The sequence below is a fragment of the Dyella sp. BiH032 genome (assembly GCF_031954525.1).
Lineage (GTDB): Bacteria > Pseudomonadota > Gammaproteobacteria > Xanthomonadales > Rhodanobacteraceae > Dyella_D.
Genome location: NZ_CP134867.1, coordinates 4,209,406 through 4,224,930, shown reverse-complemented (window position 1 = coordinate 4,224,930; position 15,525 = coordinate 4,209,406). Strand labels below are relative to the sequence as shown.

The window sequence follows — 15,525 nt, the reverse complement described above, 5'->3', positions numbered from 1 at the left end:
GATGTTTGCCAAGAACGAGACGATCGCCGGCTTCGACGATGAGCTGGCCAAGGCCATGGCCGACGAGGCGCGCCGGCAGGAAGACCACGTCGAGCTGATCGCCTCCGAGAACTACGCCAGCCCGCGCGTGCTCGAAGCGCAGGGCAGCGTCCTGACCAACAAGTACGCCGAGGGTTATCCGGGCAAGCGCTACTACGGCGGCTGCGAATATGTGGATGTGGCCGAGCGCCTCGCCATCGACCGCCTGAAGGAACTGTTCGGCGCCACCTACGCCAACGTGCAGCCGCATTCCGGCTCGCAGGCCAACCAGGCGGTGTACTTCGCGCTGCTCAATCCGGGCGACACCATCCTGGGCATGAGCCTGGCCCACGGCGGCCACCTGACCCACGGCGCCAAGGTCAACCTTTCCGGCAAGATCCTCAACGCGGTGCAGTACGGCGTGAACGACCAGGGCCTGATCGACTACGACGAAGTCGAGCGCCTGGCCCTGGAGCACAAGCCGAAGATGATCGTGGCCGGCTTCAGCGCCTACTCGCAGGTGATGGACTGGGCGCGTTTCCGCGCCATCGCCGACAAGGTCGGCGCCTACCTGTTCGTGGACATGGCCCACGTCGCCGGCCTGATCGCCGCGGGCGTGTATCCCAGCCCGCTGCCGCACGCGCACGTGGTCACCTCGACCACCCACAAGACCCTGCGTGGCCCGCGCGGCGGCATCATCCTCGCCAAGGATGCCGGTGAGGAGATCGAGAAGAAGCTGCAGTCGATCGTGTTCCCCGGCATCCAGGGCGGCCCGCTGATGCACGTGATCGCCGCCAAGGCGGTGGCCTTCAAGGAGGCGCTGGATCCGTCCTTCAAGACCTACCAGCAGCAGGTGGTGAAGAACGCTCAGGCCATGGCCAAGACCTTCATCGAGCGCGGCTACAAGATCGTTTCCGGCGGCACCGAGAATCACCTGATGCTGGTGGACCTGATCGGTCGCGAGGTCACCGGCAAGGACGCCGAAGAGGCGCTGGGCAAGGCCCACATCACGGTCAACAAGAATGCCGTGCCGAACGACCCGCGCAAGCCCTTCGTCACCTCCGGCCTGCGCATCGGCACCCCGGCTGTCACCACCCGCGGCTATCAGGAAGCGGACGTGGTGGAGCTGGCCGGCTGGATCTGCGACGTGCTGGACGCGCCGAACGACGAGGCGGTGATCGCCCGCGTGCGGGACCAGGTCACGGCGCAGTGCCGGAAGTTCCCGGTTTACGGCTGATCGCCCCTATCGCGCGGGCGTTTCTTCGGCGGACGCCCGCGCCATGCACGCCGGCCCCAGGTGGGCCGGCAGCACACCAGGCTTGGCGCTGCCTTCACATGGATCGCCCCCCGCGCGGCCATTCCCCTTTGCACTTCGCGGCCTTTTTCGCCCTCGGAAGCAGTCTCCGCGGCAAGCCCCCGATTGGCGCCGGGTTGTAGTGCGGCCCGACTGAACGTCTAATGGCGCCCCATGCATTGCCCTTTTTGTCAGCATGAAGACACCCGCGTGATCGATTCGCGTCTGGCCGACGACGGCACCACGGTGCGTCGGCGGCGCGAATGCCCACAATGCGGCGAGCGCTTCAATACCTTCGAAACCGCGGAGCTGAAACTGCCGGCCATCGTCAAGAGCGGCGAGCGGCGCGAGAGCTTCGACGAGCGCAAGCTGCGCGTGAGCTTCGAGCGCGCGCTGCAGAAGCGTCCGGTGGCGAGCGACGCGGTGGACGTGGCGGTGCGCACCATCGTCAACGACTTGCGCAAGAGCGGGGAGCGCGAAATACCCTCCCGGCAGGTGGGCGAGCTGGTGATGCGCGAGCTCAAGAAGCTCGACCAGGTCGCGTATGTGCGGTTTGCCTCCGTGTACCGTAAGTTCGAAGACGTGCAGGCGTTCCGCGAGGAAATCGAGAAGCTCGAGCGCGATCTTCCCGGCCTGGAAAACCTGCAGCTGTCGCTGCTCGGCGAGGGCGGCGCCAGGCGCAAGAAATAACGGATGAGCGCGGGCAGGGTCGCCCGCGGCGCGATTCAAGGAGGAACACATGCGACACCAGGCATTCGGGTCCAAGACCGCGGCCGCGGCGAAACTCTCGTTCGGCGCGCTCCTGCTGGGTACCGTCATGGCAGCCAACGCACCCGCCGCCGGCGTCGTGCGATGCGGCCCCGCCGATCCCGCACTGGCCGGCCACTATTACCTCGACGGCGATGACGTCGGCTCCGAACTGCTGCTGCGCGCCGATGGCCGTTTCGAATACCTGCTGGCGTATGGCGCCTCGGATGCCCGCGCCCAGGGCTGCTGGCGCCGTAGCGACCGGCAAGTGGTGCTGGAAACGGCCCGGGCCGGCGAATCGGGCCTGCGGTTGCTCAAGCGCGTGTCGGTCGACGGCAGCAGCAGCCCGGAGAGCCTCCAGCCGGTTCCCCCCACGGATCCCGACGAGGGCGCGCAGGGCGACACCGTCGTCGTGGCGCTGGGCCATGCGCCGGAAGGCGCGTCGATCTGGGTCGAGTACGCGGACGGCCAGCGCACCTCGCTTCCCGTGGACCAAGGCGGCCGCGCGCGTTTTGTACGAACCGGCATGCCGGCCGTCCGCCGCGTCGGCGTGGGTAGCTCCCGCCCGGACGCCCCCGTGCAATGGTTCGCGAACGAAGAGGCCGGGCGCCGCCTGTTCCTGATCGACACGGATACCGCCGTGGATCGCCGCGCCGCATCGGCGGCCTTTCGGCGCATGGAGCTGGAGGTGATGGGGCCGGGGCGGCTGAGCGCCAACCTGGGGCAGGGCGTGATCGGCCGCTACGAGCGGCGCTGAGCGCCGTTCCCCTAAACTCTGCCGTCCCACTCCCAAGGGGACGTCGATGTCCAGCCCCGCTTTCGCAGCTCTCGATCACCTTCTGATGGCGCGCGCGTTGCGCCTGGCCGAGCGTGGGCTGTTCACCACCCAGCCGAACCCGCGCGTCGGGTGCGTGATCGCGCATGGCGAAGAAGTCGTCGGCGAGGGCTTCCATCCACGCGCGGGCGAGCCGCATGCCGAAGTGTTCGCCCTGCGCGCGGCCGGGGAGCGGGCCCGCGGCGCCACCGCCTACGTCACCCTGGAACCGTGCGCGCACCATGGGCGTACGCCGCCATGCGCCGATGCGCTGATCGCCGCCGGCATTGCACGTGTGGTGATCGCCGCGGAAGATCCCTTTCCCCAGGTGGACGGTCGCGGTATCGGCAAGCTGCGCGCCGCTGGCATCGCCGTCGACACAGGGCTGATGCGCGAGGCCGCGCGTACGCTCAACGTGGGCTTCTTCAGTCGCATCGAACGCGGTCGCCCCTGGGTGCGCGTGAAGCTGGCGATGAGCCTGGACGGACGCACCGCGCTGGCGAACGGGGAGTCGAAGTGGATCACGGGCGAAGCCGCGCGCGCCGACGTGCAGCGCTGGCGCGCGCGCAGCTCGGCCATCCTCACCGGTAGCGGCACGGTGCTGGCGGACGATCCGCGGTTGACCGTGCGCCTGCCCGCCAACGAAGCGTTCGCGCCGCCGCTGCGCGTCGTGCTTGACCGCGCCCTGCGGACGCCGGCGGGGAGCCACGTGCTGGACGGCAGCGTGCCCACGTTGCTGCTGCATGCGGCCGGTGCCGTCGTTCCCACCCATCTCGAGCGCGTGCAGCGCGCGGCACTGGACGTGTCGGATGGCAGGCTCGACCTGCGCCAGGCACTGGCCTTGCTGGCCGAGCGCGGCTGCAACGAATTGCACGTGGAAGCCGGCCCCACCTTGTGCGGCGCGCTGCTGGCGGCCGGGCTGGCGGACGAACTGCTGCTCTACGTGGCGCCGCTGCTGCTCGGCGATGCCGCGCGGCCACTGCTGCACCTGCCGCTGCTGCAGGACATGGGTGCGCGCTGGAACCTGCGCACGGTCGACCAGCGCATGCTGGGCAGCGACCTGCGCCTGCTGCTTCGTCCCGACCGCGGCTGACCGCGCCGGATTTGACCACCCGGAAAGCGGCGCCCAGAATCGCCCGCCTGAAGGCGCCGCGGGCGCCGGCGAGCATCGAGGAGTGCGCGGCATGCTTACCGCGGCGGAGCGCGAACAGTTCCGTACCCAGGGTTACGTGATCTGCGACGCGCTCGGCGCGGACGACGTGGCGCGCTATGTGACCGGTGTCGAGCGGGCGCGTGCCGAGCGCGGCGAGCGAGGCCGCATGATGAACCTGCAGTTCCTGCAACCGGGCAAGGATGTGCGCGCCATCCAGGATGTGATCTGCCAGCCCTCGCTGCGCGCGATTGCTGCGGATCTGCTGGGCGAGGACATCGTGATCGACGGCGCCTCGCTGTTCTACGCGGACGCGGGCGTGGACTACCGCCAGGGCTGGCATCGCGACCTGATGCAGGTGCCCGACGAACAGATCGATCCGCGCTGGTTCAGCGACGACTATCGCTACAACTACGTGCAGGTGAACATCCCGCTGACGCCGGATCCCTGCCTGTGGATCGTGCCCGGCAGCCATCGGCGCCCCTACGATGAGGCCGAGCGCCGGATCTTCGGCGCCGATCCGCGCATCGCGCCGGTCGACGCGCAACCGGAACTGGCCAACGGCGTGCAGCTGGTGCTGCGGCCGGGCCAGGCGGTGTTCTACAACAACTACGCGGTGCACCGAGGCTATGCCGGCGTGCTGGCGGAGCGACGCATCACCATCCACCTCGGTTTTCATTCGGCGCGGCATGCGCCGACCTGTCACTTCGGCGTGCTCGACCACCGTGAGTACACGCCGGGTTATCTCGCCACGCTTGCCCCGGACGTGCGCGCCGCGCTGGAAATCCATATCGCCGAGCGCGCGCGCCATCCGGAAGTCGACCAGTACCACGCCTGGCACCAGCAATTCATCAACAAGGAGTTCGAGATCCGATGAGCGGCGAAGCGCACCAGATCCGTTGGGGCATCATCGGCTGCGGCAACGTGACCGAAGTGAAAAGCGGCCCCGGCTTCCAGAAGGCGCCGCATTCGTCGCTGGTGGCGGTGATGCGCCGCGATGGCGCGAAGGCGAAGGACTATGCGCAACGCCACGGTGTGCCCCGCTGGTACGACGATGCGGCCGCCCTGATCGCCGACGCCGAAGTGAATGCCGTTTACGTCGCCACACCGCCTTCCACGCACAAAACCTACGCGTTGATGAGCATCGCCGCGGGTAAGCCGGTTTACGTGGAGAAGCCGATGGCGCTGGATCATGCCGAGTGCGAGGCCATTTTGCGTGCGGGGCGCGAAGCGAACGTACCGGTGTTCGTCGCCTATTACCGCCGCATGCTGCCGCGCTTCCACAAGGTGCGCGAGCTGCTGTTCGACGCGCAGGCGATCGGCGCGCCACGCATCGTCAACACCGTGCTGTACGAGCCGCATCATCCGCGCTACCACGACCGCGGCAACCTGCCGTGGCACGTGGTACCGGCGATCTCGGGCGGCGGCGTGTTCATGGACATCGGCTGCCACACGCTGGACATCCTCGACTGGCTGTTCGGGCCGATCGTGTCGGCGGAAGGGCGCGCTTCCAATCAGCTTGGGGCCTATCCGCCGGAAGACACGGTGGCGATGTCCTTCGCTTTCGACAGCGGCGTGTTGGGCACGGGGCTGTGGAATTTCGACAGCTACCGGCATCACGACTGCATCGAGGTGATCGGCGACCGCGGAAGCATGCGATTCGCGACGTTCGGCGACGGGCCGATCGTCGTCGAGACGAAGGAGGGGGCGCGCGAATATCGCGTGGCGAACCCGGCGCACATCCAGCAGCCGCTGATCGAGACGATCGTGCGGGAGTTGCTGGGGGAACGGGGTGTGTGTCCGTCGACGGCGGAGAGCGGGGCGCGGACGAGTTGGGTGATGGATCAGGTGTTGCGGGCGTATCGGCGGGGGACGGGGCAGGTTATTGGGGTTTAGGGGGGGGCAGTTGTTATCGCGGGTTGCGGTAGGTTGGGGGGAGCTTGCGAAGCCCAACGGGAGCTAAGGGTCGCCTTGCACTCTCACTCTCGTCATTCCGGCGTAGTCGGAAGCCAGTGGCGACTCGGCTCGGTTGTCGCGACGTGGTCGCCAGTCGTGTCTCGCCCCTCCGGGGCGAGGATTTCGCTCTCCTGCCGGAGAGCGAGTTACTTCTTCTTGCTTGCCCATCCCCTCAAGGGGGACCACGAGAAGAAGTAACCAAGAAGAAGGGCACCCTGCGCGGCGCCCTCCGGTGGCCTTCGCCACCTCCGGGTGCGTTGAGGGCTGGCCGGGCTTTTCGACAGGGCATCCTGCCCTGATCGAAAAGGCGGGGACATCCTGTCCCCGCCCGCCTGCGGCGGCCTGATCGTCCAGCCCTCACCGCCGCGAAGGGAACCCGGGAGATCAAGAGCGGCACGGGGCGTCGCTTCGCTCGCTCTTGTTTGGTTTTCGCCTCGGTCCATCACTTCTCCTTCTCCCCTCCGGGGAGAAGGCGGGATGAGGGGCCGGGGCTCGTCCGAACGTATCGATGGCAAACCAGCACCTGACGCCGCAGAGATCAGCGGCCGCCCCCTCACTTAGTGAAATCAATACCGATCTTCCCAAAATGCTTCCCGCCCGCCAGATGCTCGAACGCCGCCCGTAGTTCGCCAAAGCCGTAGACCGCATCGAGTACCGGCTGCAGTTGGATGGCCTCCAGGGCGCGCACCATCTTTTCGTGATCTTCGAGCGACGCGACGGAGATGCCCTGGAGGTGGATGCGCTTGAGGATGGCGTCGACCAGCGGCACCTCGGCCTCGCGTCCGCCCATGAAGCCGACGATGCCGATGAAGCCGTGCATCGCCGTGGCTTGTACCGATTGGCGGAACGTGGAGGCGCCTACGGTTTCGATGACGGTATCCGCGCCGCGTCCGTCCGTGGCTTCCCGGACCAGGGGCGCCCAGGCTGGATGGCGGGCGTAGTTGATGCCGATGTCCGTGCCGAGCGTCTTGGCGCGTTCCAGCTTCTCGTCGCTGGAGGAAAGCAGGATCACCTTCGCGCCGCGGGCTTTCGCCAACTGCATCGCGAACAGGGAAACGCCGCCGGTGCCAAGCAGCAGGACGGTCTGGCCCGCGGTGACGTGTGCCTGTTCCAGTGCGGTCCAGGCGGTGAGCGCGGCGATGGGGAGGGTGGCGGCCTGCAGTGCGCTCATGTGCGATGGCGTGCGGGCCAGCGTGTAGGCGTCGTAGCACGCCAGTTCGCGCATGGCACCGGGGCCGGGGCCGCCGAGGTCGGCGCCTTCCCATTCCGGACGCATGGCGCCGGCGAGCCAGCGGGCCTTGTAGAAGGTGGTGACGCGGTCGCCTGGGCGGAAGCGGGTCACGCCTTCGCCGACTTCCAGTACGGTGCCGGCGCCGTCGGAGACGGGGGTCAGCGGAAGCGCGACGTCGCGGTAGAGCGTGCCGTTCACCAGCAGGTGGTCGCGGAAATTGAGGGAGGCGGCTTCCATCTTCACCAGCACCTGGCCCGGGCCGGGACGGGGTGCCGGCTGTTCGGTGAGCTGGAGATGGTCGATGCCGAAGGCGTTGAGCTGATAGGCGCGCATGGAGGGCTCCGCGGGTTGGGAATGGCGCCATGGTCCGCCTGCTTGCGAAGGGTGATAATCCTTCGGCAAAGCACATCTTTTATTCATCCCATGAATCAATCGTTCGAGCTCACTCCCGGCCGCCTGCGTGAACTGCGTGGTTTCGCCATCGCCGCACGCCTGCTCAATTTTTCCCGCGCCGCGCGGGAGGCGGGGTGCACGCCGTCGGTGCTGAGCCGGCGTATCGCGTCGCTGGAGGAAGCCGTGGGCGGCAAGCTGTTCCTGCGCACCACGCGACGCATGACGCTCACGCCGCGCGGGGAGCAGTTGCTGGCGCACTGCGAGCGCCTGGAAATGGTGATGCTCGACCTCGCCGCGGATCTGCGCCCGCGCGGCGGCGAGCCGTCCGGCCGGTTGTGCGTGCATCTGCCCGCGGCGTACGGGCGCCTGTGCGTGGCGCCGGTGCTGGCCCGGTTCATGGCGGGTCATCCGCAGATCCGCATCGAAGCGGTGTACGACGACGCCTATGCCGATCTCGTCGCCGGCCGCATCGATCTCGCCATCCGCGTGGGTCGCCTGGCGGATGCGCAACTGGTGGCCCGGCGCGTGGGCGACATGCGCCGCTATCTGTGTGCCGCGCCGTCCTACCTCGCCTCGGCTCCTGCGCTGATGGACCCAGCCGAACTCAAGGCACACCGTTGCGTCGCGTTCAGCGGCCTGCGCACGGGCACGCTCTGGCAGTTCAGCCAGGGGCGCCGCCGGCGCTCCGTGCGCGTAGACCCGGTGCTGACCTGCAACGACTCCACCGCTACCCGCGAGGCCTTGCTGGCGGGCGTGGGCATCGGCATCCAGGGTGACTACATGGCCGATGAGCTGATCGCCGCAGGGCGATTGGCGCGGGTGCTGCCGGCCTGGGATCTGAGTGTGTCGCCGATCCAGCTGGTCTGGCTGCCGGGTGCGGATCGCGCGCCGGCCCTGCGTGCGCTGATCGACTACCTGGCCGCCGAGCTGCGGTAGGCGACAGACCGTCCATCCCGGCGAACGCCCGCCGGTGCTAGACTCCCGGCCGCCGGTTCGCCGGCATCCAAACCACAACGACGTCTTCAGGGCGGGGTGAAATTCCCCACCGGCGGTAGGTGAAGAAGGCCCGCAAGGGCGGACGACACGAGCCCGCGAGCGCTTTTGCTCCAAGAGCAAAAGGTCAGCAGATCCGGTCCGATGCCGGAGCCGACGGTCGGAAGCCTTCGCGCTGCTCGGCGAAGGGACTTCCGGAAAGTCCGGATGAGAGAAGACGGTACGGCGGACGCCTTCGCGGGCGTGCGCCTGCCATGCGCCTTGGGGCGTTTTTCGCAGACACCAGGCGGGAAACGTTTCATGACTGACACAACTCGTTTTGCCATCGCCTCCGTGCAGGAGGTGCGCTGATGTTCACCGGCATCATCCAGAGCGTGGGCCGCATCGCGCGGCTCGAACCGCGCGGCGGCGACGTGCGCTTGTACGTCGACACCGCCGACCTCGACCTTGCCGACGTGCAACTGGGCGACAGCATCGCCGTCTCCGGCGTCTGCCTGACCGCCGTGACGCTGGAGCCGCGCGGCTTCAGCGCGGACGTCTCCAACGAGACCCTTTCGCTCACCACGCTCGGCAAGCACAAGGCCGGCGATCCGGTGAACCTCGAAAAGGCGCTGCGCCTGGCCGACCGGCTCGGCGGACATCTTGTGTCCGGCCACGTCGACGGCGTGGGCAAGGTGGTCTCGGTGACGCCGGACGGACGCTCGCTGCGCTGGGTGTTCGAGGCGCCCGCGAACCTCGCGCGCTACATCGCCGCCAAGGGCTCGATCTGCATCGACGGCACCAGCCTCACGGTCAATGAGGTGAACGGGCATCGTTTCGGCGTGAACCTGATCCCGCACACGGTCGAGCACACCGCGTTCAAGACGCGCCGCCCCGGCGACGCCGTCAACCTGGAAGTGGACGTGGTGGCGCGCTACATCGAGCGCCTGATCGGCAGCGGCGAGCCGCCGCGGCTGGACGAAAACTTCCTCAAGCAGCACGGCTTCGCCTGACTTCCCCGCGCCGCTGCCGCGCGGCGGCGCATCCCCCAAGGAACACCCATGGCTTTCAACACCATCCCAGAGATCCTGGAAGACATCCGCGCCGGCCGCATGGTCGTGATTCTCGACGACGAGGACCGCGAGAACGAAGGCGACCTGATCATGGCCGCGCAGATGGTGCGGCCCGAGGACATCAATTTCATGGTGCGCGAGGCGCGCGGCCTGGTGTGCCTCACGCTTACCGAGCAGCGCACGCGGCAGCTCGGCCTGCGCCCGATGGTCAGCGACAACACCTCGCCGTACCACACCAACTTCACCGTCTCGATCGAAGCCGCCGAAGGCGTCACCACCGGCATTTCGGCGCACGATCGCGCGCGCACCATCCAGGTGGCGGTGAAGTCGGATGCCAAGCCGCAAGACCTCTCGCAGCCCGGCCACATCTTCCCGCTCACGGCGCAGCCCGGCGGCGTGCTCACCCGCGCCGGCCATACAGAAGCGGGCTGCGATCTGGCCGCCTTGGCCGGGCTGGAGCCGTCCGCAGTGCTGATCGAGATCCTGCACGAGGACGGCTCGATGGCGCGCCGGCCGGAACTGGAGGTCTTCGCGAAGAGGCACGGCCTGAAGATCGGCACTATCGCCGACCTGATCCGCTACCGCCTGGAAACCGAGAAGACCGTGCAGCGCGTGCACGAGGAAGAAGTCGCGACCGAATTCGGGCCGTTCCGCCTGGTGGCGTACCGCGACGCGATCCGCCACGGCCTGCACTTCGCGCTGGTCCGCGGCAAGGTCAACGATGGCGCGCCGGTGCTCACCCGCGTGCACGTGCGCAATACCTTGTCGGACGTGCTCCACCTGCAGCGCGAGGACCTGGGCCTGACCGTCACTTCCGCGCTGCGCCGCATCGCTGACGAAGGACGGGGCGTACTGCTGGTGCTCTCCGGCGAAGACACCCCCGACGCGCTGCTGCGGCGCCTGAGTCGCCAACCGTCGGCACAAGCGCCTGAGGAGGCCCAGCAGCAGGAATGGCGTCAGCTCGGCCTGGGCGCGCAGATGCTGGCGGACCTGGGCGTGCATCGGCTGCGCGTGCTGGGCACGCCGCGCAAGCTGGTCGGCCTGGGCGGCTTCGGCCTGGAAGTCGTCGAGCACGTCTGACCCGTCCTGCGCCGTGCGCCGCCACGTGGCGGCCACGGCGCGCGCGGCATACTGGCGCCTTCCTCACCGCCCGCCCATCCCATGACCGTCATCCGATTGATCGCTCCCTCCGGCTACCCCCACGACCACGCGGCGGTGAAGCGCGGCATTGCGCGGCTGCGCGCAGCCGGCTGCACGCTGGAGGGTCTGGACGTGCTTGATCGTGCCGAACTGCGCTACGCCGGTTCGGACGACCAGCGCGTGGCCGACCTCAATGCGCTGGCCAGCCTGGACGAACTGCCGGACATCGTCCTGGCGATCCGCGGCGGCTATGGAGCCACCCGCCTGCTCGAACAGCTCGACTATGGCGCGCTGCGCGAGCGGCTGGCCGATACCGCCACGGTGCTGGTCGGGCATAGCGACTTCACGGCGATCCAGCTGGCGCTGTACGCGCAAAGCGGCCTGGTCACTTTCGGCGGCCCCATGCTGGGCGCGGATTTCGGCGCCCCCGAGCTTCATCCGCTGATGTGGGAGCATTTCTGGCGCACCGTGGCCGGGCCGCAGTCGACCGCGATCTGGGCGACGCCCCGCGAAGAGGAACTGGACGTCGAGGGTCCCCTCTGGGGCGGCAACCTCGCCGTGCTGTGCAGCCTGATCGGTACGCCGTACTTTCCGCGCATCGAGGGCGGCATCCTGTTCGTCGAGGATGTAGGCGAACCGCCTTACCGCATCGAGCGGCTGCTGTACCAACTGCATCTGTCCGGCGTGCTCGACCGGCAGCAGGCCCTGGTGCTGGGCCATTTCAGCCAGTGCCGGCCGGCCGCCTACGACAATGGCTACGACCTCGATGCCGCGTTCGACCAGATCGGCCGCGCGGCGCGGGTGCCGGTGGTCCGGGAGCTGCCGTTCGGCCACGAGCCGGACAAGTTCACCCTGCCGTTTGGCGCGGCCGCGCGCCTGCGCGTGGCCGACGGGGAGGCCAGGCTGTCCTTCGGCGGCTACCCGCACCTGGCCGCGGCCGAGTCCCGGCCGGACCCGGGCACGCTGCCCCAAATCCCGTAAAATAGCTGGCCCTCACGGGCCGACCTGCCCAGGAAACGCATACCCATGAATATCATCGAAGGCGATTTCTCCACGCCCAAGGGCCGCTTTGCCATCGTCGCCGGCCGTTTCAACGGCTTCGTGGTCGAGGCGTTGGTGGCCGGCGCGCGCGACGCGCTGGTGCGCCACGGCGTGCAGGACGAGGCCATCGACCTGGTCCGTGTGCCGGGTGCCTGGGAAATCGCGCTGGCCGCCCACAAGCTGGCCAACTCCGGCAAGTACGCCGCGGTCATTGCGCTGGGCGCAGTCATCCGCGGTTCCACGCCGCATTTCGACTTCGTCGCCGGCGAGTGCGCCAAGGGCCTGGCCCAGTCCGCCTACAGCTCCGGCGTGCCGGTCGCCTTCGGCGTGCTGACCACCGACACCATCGAGCAGGCCATCGAGCGTTCCGGCACCAAGGCCGGCAACAAGGGCGCCGACGCCGCCATGGCCGTGCTGGAGATGGTCAACCTTTACGGAAAGCTGTGATGAACCCTCGTACCGACGGCATCGACCTGGCCGCGCGCTCGCGCGCCCGCCGCCGCGCGCTGCAGGCGCTGTATGCGTGGCAGCTCAGCGGGAGCGGCATCGATTCGGTGATCCAGCAGTTCCAGCACGAGCAGGACATGGAAGTGGCCGACCTCGATTATTTCGAGGACCTGCTGCACGGCGTGGAGCACAACCTCGCCGCCATCGACGAGAGCCTCAAGCCGTACGTCGATCGCGAGATCGACCAGATCGACCCGATCGAGCGCGCTGCGCTGCGCATGGCGGCCTACGAGCTGAAGTACCGCCCGGACGTGCCGTACCGCGTGGTGATCAACGAAGCCATCGAAGTCACCAAGCGCTTCGGCGCCGACCACGGCCACAGCTACGTCAACGGCGTGCTGGACAAGCTGGCCGCGCAGCTGCGCGCGGTGGAAAAGAAGGGCTGATGGCCGCCGCGCCGGTCAGCGAGGTGCCGGTGCTGGAGACCGCGCGGCTCCGGCTGCGCGCGCATCACCCGGACGATCACCCGGCCTGCACGGCTCTGTGGAGCGATCCGCTGGTGACGCGATTCATCGGCGGACGCCCGTTCTCCAGCGAGGAAACCTGGCGGCGCATGCTGGCCTCGCGCGGCCTGTGGGGCATGCTGGGATACGGCTACTGGGCCGTGGAAGAGAAGGACGGCGGACATTACGTCGGCGATGTCGGCTTCGCCGATTTCCGGCGCGAATTCGATCCGTCGCTGGTTGGAATGCTCGAATTCGGCTGGGTTCTGTCGCCGGCCGTACACGGCAAGGGCTACGCCAGCGAAGCCGTCGCGGCGGCGACCGCATGGGCGTCCGCCACGCTGCCGCAGATGCGCGCCGTGTGCATCATCGCACCGGACAACCTGGCTTCGATCCGCGTGGCCGAAAGAGCCGGGTTCAGCGAGTGGCAGCGCAGCGTGTACCACGGCGAGCCGACGATCGTTTTCCGCCGTTAGCATGGGTGCGGGGCCTGCGTCCCGCCCGGCCGCTGTTCTAGCCCTCTCCCCGAAAGGGGAGGGCTAGTGAAGTTATCGTGGAACACTCTTCCAGCGGGAAAAGGCCGGCGGGCCGATGATGGCGCGCCGGGAACGCAGTGCTATTTACTTGTTCCGCACTCTTTCCGGCCATTGTCCGCGATGCCCGCGATCAGCCATTTCCCGTCGCGCTTCACCAGGTGCGCGATGTCGGTGCCGCAATGATCCACCTTGCCGTCGATGAGGAACTCGTACGGCGCCCAGATCATCGCGATGTTGTCGTCGATCTTCACCAGCGGGTCGTGGATGCGCTCTTCCAGTTTCTGCGTGCCGCTGGTCGGCACGTGGTCGATGAAGGCATCGAAATGCAGCTGGGTCGTCTTCTCGGGGCGAGTGAGCGTGATCATGCCGCCGGGAAGCAGGGCGGCGCGCATCATCTCGTGGTCGCGCTTGCCGATGCCGTCGAGCAGCGCCTGGAAGGGCGCGAGCACGGCTTTTTCTTCCGGCGTGGCGGCATGGAGCGGGGCGGTCGCCAGCGCGGCCAGAGCGGCGCAGGCGGGAAGCAATGAACGGAACGGCGAGAATCGACGGACGTGCATGGGCGGGCCTCCGCAGCTAGGTCTACCGGATTCTAGCGACGCACCGCAGGCCCGCCTGCATGACCACCGGCAGGGGCAGCGCTTGCGCGGCGCGGACGCGGGTGGTCTGCTTGCCGGCGTTATCGACCTTCTCGAGCCGCTTATGGAATTTCGCCTCATCGACCGCATTCGCGAGCGCACCGCACAGGGGCGTGACGACGTGCGCCTGGGTATCGGCGACGACGCGGCGCTGCTGGCGGTGCCCGAAGGGCAGGAGCTGGCGGTGGCGATCGACACCATGGTGGAAGGCGTGCACTTCCTGCGCGGCACGGCGCCAGCGGATCTCGGCTGGAAATCGCTGGCCGTGAATCTCTCCGACCTCGCCGCGATGGGTGCCACGCCCGCCTGGGCGCTGCTGGCCTTGACCTTGCCGCGCGACGGATCGGCCGCAGAGCGGAGCCACTTCATCGACGATTTCGCAGACGGCTTTGCACAGCTCGCGCAACCGCACCGGCTGGCGCTGGTGGGCGGGGATACGACGAGCGGTCCGCTGGTGATCAGCGTGGCGGTGCATGGATTCGTGCCGCCGGGCAAGGCTTTGCGCCGTGCTGGCGCCAAGCTGGGCGACGTGGTCATGGTCACCGGCACCCTGGGCGATGCGGCCGCGGGCCTGCATCTTCTGCAGCGCGGCGGGCAGGAGGATCGCCATGGCGCCCAGGGCGCCTACCTGGTGGAGCGTCTGCATCGGCCCGCGCCGCGCATCGCGGCGGGCTTGGCTTTGCGTGACCGCGCCAGCGCATGCCTGGATGTATCGGACGGATTGCTCGCCGACCTGAACCACTTGTGCGAAGCCAGCGGTGTCGGCGCGGAAATCGAAAGCGCACTGCTGCCGCGTTCGCCGGCACTGCTGGCGTTGTTCGACGAAGCATCTGCACGCGACTTCGCATTGAGCGGAGGCGACGACTACGAGCTCTGCTTCACCGTGCCTGCTTCGCGAGCCGCCGAGGTGCAGGCCGATCTGGCACGGCTGGGTTGCGGAGCGACGCGGATCGGTCGCATCGTCGAAGGCGAGGGTGTGCGCGTGCGCGGCGAGGACGGCCGCTGGTTGGAACCGATGCGCCAAGGCTGGGATCATTTCGCCGCATGACTCAGAAGAAAACCCTGACCGCCGAGCAGCGCCGCCGGCTTACTTCGTCCCTCGCGGGTTGGATCGCCTGTGGCTTCGGTTCCGGACTCGCGCCGAAGGCGCAGGGCACTTTCGGTTCGCTGGCCGCGCTGCTGCCCTGGCTGCTGCTGCGCCACCTGCCGCTGCCTCTGTATATCGGCATCGTTGTCCTCGCCTTTGCGCTCGGCGTATGGGCCTGCGGCATCGCCGGGCGCGCGCTGGGCGTGGACGACCATCGCAGTCTGGTCTGGGACGAGTTCGTCGGTCAGTGGATCGCCCTGGTGCCGGCGTTGTTCGCGCCGTGGTGGGCGGTTCTTGCGGGCTTCGCGCTGTTCCGGTTGTTCGACGTGGCCAAGCCCTGGCCGATCGGATGGCTGGATCGGCGATGGAAAGGAGGGCTGGGTGTGATGGCGGACGACGCGGTGGCCGGTCTGTTCGCGGCCCTGGTGTTGTGGGGCGGTCTCGCCCTGTTCGGCTGATCCCCATGGGTTCCTGCCCATAAAAAAACG

At 68.3% G+C, this 15,525-nt stretch carries 17 protein-coding genes and 1 riboswitch; of the genes, 15 read left to right on the top strand and 2 right to left on the bottom strand.

Going from position 1 to position 15,525, the window contains the following annotated elements; genetic code table 11:
- Position 1 precedes the first annotated feature (1 nt).
- From glyA to RKE25_RS18580, 6 genes are all read left to right on the top strand, one after another.
- Positions 2-1,255, top strand: coding sequence for a serine hydroxymethyltransferase (gene glyA, locus RKE25_RS18605; protein WP_311839577.1), 1,254 nt, complete (start codon positions 2-4; stop codon positions 1,253-1,255).
- Between the two features lie 231 nt (positions 1,256-1,486).
- Positions 1,487-2,002, top strand: coding sequence for a transcriptional regulator NrdR (gene nrdR, locus RKE25_RS18600; protein WP_311839576.1), 516 nt, complete (start codon positions 1,487-1,489; stop codon positions 2,000-2,002).
- A gap of 49 nt (positions 2,003-2,051) precedes the next feature.
- On the top strand, positions 2,052-2,816 hold the full coding sequence (locus RKE25_RS18595) for a hypothetical protein (RefSeq protein WP_311839575.1): 765 nt from the start codon (positions 2,052-2,054) through the stop codon (positions 2,814-2,816).
- A gap of 85 nt (positions 2,817-2,901) precedes the next feature.
- The gene (gene ribD, locus RKE25_RS18590; protein ID WP_311842431.1) at positions 2,902-3,966 is read left to right on the top strand and encodes a bifunctional diaminohydroxyphosphoribosylaminopyrimidine deaminase/5-amino-6-(5-phosphoribosylamino)uracil reductase RibD; all 1,065 of its coding nucleotides are present in this window, start codon (positions 2,902-2,904) and stop codon (positions 3,964-3,966) included.
- Positions 3,967-4,057: 91 nt separating this feature from the next.
- The gene (locus tag RKE25_RS18585; RefSeq protein WP_311839574.1) at positions 4,058-4,900 is read left to right on the top strand and encodes a phytanoyl-CoA dioxygenase family protein; all 843 of its coding nucleotides are present in this window, start codon (positions 4,058-4,060) and stop codon (positions 4,898-4,900) included.
- Positions 4,897-5,919, top strand: coding sequence for a Gfo/Idh/MocA family oxidoreductase (locus tag RKE25_RS18580; RefSeq protein ID WP_311839573.1), 1,023 nt, complete (start codon positions 4,897-4,899; stop codon positions 5,917-5,919). Before RKE25_RS18585 ends, RKE25_RS18580 begins: the two co-directional genes overlap by 4 nt.
- 613 nt (positions 5,920-6,532) lie before the next feature.
- On the opposite strand, the gene RKE25_RS18575 is transcribed toward RKE25_RS18580, so the two are convergent.
- Entirely contained in the window at positions 6,533-7,543 is a 1,011-nt protein-coding gene (locus RKE25_RS18575) for an NAD(P)-dependent alcohol dehydrogenase (RefSeq protein WP_311839572.1), read from the bottom strand.
- 90 nt (positions 7,544-7,633) lie between these two features.
- Between RKE25_RS18575 and RKE25_RS18570 the strand changes: the two genes are divergently transcribed.
- From RKE25_RS18570 to RKE25_RS18540, 7 genes are all read left to right on the top strand, one after another.
- Complete coding sequence (locus RKE25_RS18570; protein ID WP_311839571.1) at positions 7,634-8,539, top strand: LysR substrate-binding domain-containing protein; 906 nt, start codon at positions 7,634-7,636, stop codon at positions 8,537-8,539.
- A gap of 78 nt (positions 8,540-8,617) precedes the next feature.
- A riboswitch (FMN riboswitch) is annotated at positions 8,618-8,819 on the top strand.
- 127 nt (positions 8,820-8,946) lie between these two features.
- On the top strand, positions 8,947-9,588 hold the full coding sequence (locus RKE25_RS18565) for a riboflavin synthase (RefSeq protein WP_311839570.1): 642 nt from the start codon (positions 8,947-8,949) through the stop codon (positions 9,586-9,588).
- A gap of 48 nt (positions 9,589-9,636) precedes the next feature.
- Positions 9,637-10,728 carry a bifunctional 3,4-dihydroxy-2-butanone-4-phosphate synthase/GTP cyclohydrolase II gene (ribBA, locus tag RKE25_RS18560; RefSeq protein WP_311839569.1) on the top strand — a complete coding sequence of 364 codons (1,092 nt, stop codon included), beginning with the start codon at positions 9,637-9,639 and terminating at the stop codon, positions 10,726-10,728.
- A gap of 81 nt (positions 10,729-10,809) precedes the next feature.
- On the top strand, positions 10,810-11,769 hold the full coding sequence (gene ldcA / locus RKE25_RS18555) for a muramoyltetrapeptide carboxypeptidase (protein ID WP_311839568.1): 960 nt from the start codon (positions 10,810-10,812) through the stop codon (positions 11,767-11,769).
- Positions 11,770-11,808: 39 nt separating this feature from the next.
- Complete coding sequence (gene ribE / locus RKE25_RS18550) at positions 11,809-12,276, top strand: 6,7-dimethyl-8-ribityllumazine synthase (protein WP_311842430.1); 468 nt, start codon at positions 11,809-11,811, stop codon at positions 12,274-12,276.
- Positions 12,276-12,722, top strand: coding sequence for a transcription antitermination factor NusB (gene nusB / locus RKE25_RS18545; protein ID WP_311839567.1), 447 nt, complete (start codon positions 12,276-12,278; stop codon positions 12,720-12,722). Before ribE ends, nusB begins: the two co-directional genes overlap by 1 nt.
- A complete protein-coding gene (locus tag RKE25_RS18540; RefSeq protein ID WP_311839566.1) occupies positions 12,722-13,255 on the top strand; it encodes a GNAT family N-acetyltransferase in 534 nt (177 codons plus the stop codon). The genes nusB and RKE25_RS18540 overlap by 1 nt, the downstream gene beginning before the upstream one ends.
- 140 nt (positions 13,256-13,395) lie before the next feature.
- Here RKE25_RS18540 and RKE25_RS18535 read toward each other — a convergent pair whose 3' ends face one another.
- Positions 13,396-13,872, bottom strand: coding sequence for a nuclear transport factor 2 family protein (locus tag RKE25_RS18535; RefSeq protein ID WP_311839565.1), 477 nt, complete (start codon positions 13,870-13,872; stop codon positions 13,396-13,398).
- A 142-nt stretch (positions 13,873-14,014) separates the two neighbouring features.
- On the opposite strand from RKE25_RS18535, the gene thiL reads away from it, so the two are divergent.
- Together thiL and RKE25_RS18525 are read left to right on the top strand one after the other, a co-directional pair.
- Positions 14,015-14,998: a thiamine-phosphate kinase gene (gene thiL, locus RKE25_RS18530; protein ID WP_311839564.1), complete on the top strand. Its 984-nt coding sequence runs from the start codon at positions 14,015-14,017 to the stop codon at positions 14,996-14,998.
- The gene (locus tag RKE25_RS18525) at positions 14,995-15,495 is read left to right on the top strand and encodes a phosphatidylglycerophosphatase A (protein ID WP_311839563.1); all 501 of its coding nucleotides are present in this window, start codon (positions 14,995-14,997) and stop codon (positions 15,493-15,495) included. Before thiL ends, RKE25_RS18525 begins: the two co-directional genes overlap by 4 nt.
- Positions 15,496-15,525 lie beyond the last annotated feature (30 nt).

Coding starts and splice junctions, on each gene's coding strand:
- ribD (WP_311842431.1), top strand. CDS start 2,902: ATGGCGCGCGCGTTGCGCCTGGCCGAGCGTGGGCTGTTCACCACCCAG.
- RKE25_RS18575 (WP_311839572.1), bottom strand. CDS start 7,543: ATGCGCGCCTATCAGCTCAACGCCTTCGGCATCGACCATCTCCAGCTC.
- ribBA (WP_311839569.1), top strand. CDS start 9,637: ATGGCTTTCAACACCATCCCAGAGATCCTGGAAGACATCCGCGCCGGC.
- glyA (WP_311839577.1), top strand. CDS start 2: ATGTTTGCCAAGAACGAGACGATCGCCGGCTTCGACGATGAGCTGGCC.
- RKE25_RS18535 (WP_311839565.1), bottom strand. CDS start 13,872: ATGCACGTCCGTCGATTCTCGCCGTTCCGTTCATTGCTTCCCGCCTGC.
- RKE25_RS18540 (WP_311839566.1), top strand. CDS start 12,722: ATGGCCGCCGCGCCGGTCAGCGAGGTGCCGGTGCTGGAGACCGCGCGG.
- RKE25_RS18595 (WP_311839575.1), top strand. CDS start 2,052: ATGCGACACCAGGCATTCGGGTCCAAGACCGCGGCCGCGGCGAAACTC.
- thiL (WP_311839564.1), top strand. CDS start 14,015: ATGGAATTTCGCCTCATCGACCGCATTCGCGAGCGCACCGCACAGGGG.
- RKE25_RS18585 (WP_311839574.1), top strand. CDS start 4,058: ATGCTTACCGCGGCGGAGCGCGAACAGTTCCGTACCCAGGGTTACGTG.
- RKE25_RS18580 (WP_311839573.1), top strand. CDS start 4,897: ATGAGCGGCGAAGCGCACCAGATCCGTTGGGGCATCATCGGCTGCGGC.
- ldcA (WP_311839568.1), top strand. CDS start 10,810: ATGACCGTCATCCGATTGATCGCTCCCTCCGGCTACCCCCACGACCAC.
- RKE25_RS18565 (WP_311839570.1), top strand. CDS start 8,947: ATGTTCACCGGCATCATCCAGAGCGTGGGCCGCATCGCGCGGCTCGAA.
- nusB (WP_311839567.1), top strand. CDS start 12,276: ATGAACCCTCGTACCGACGGCATCGACCTGGCCGCGCGCTCGCGCGCC.
- RKE25_RS18570 (WP_311839571.1), top strand. CDS start 7,634: ATGAATCAATCGTTCGAGCTCACTCCCGGCCGCCTGCGTGAACTGCGT.
- RKE25_RS18525 (WP_311839563.1), top strand. CDS start 14,995: ATGACTCAGAAGAAAACCCTGACCGCCGAGCAGCGCCGCCGGCTTACT.
- nrdR (WP_311839576.1), top strand. CDS start 1,487: ATGCATTGCCCTTTTTGTCAGCATGAAGACACCCGCGTGATCGATTCG.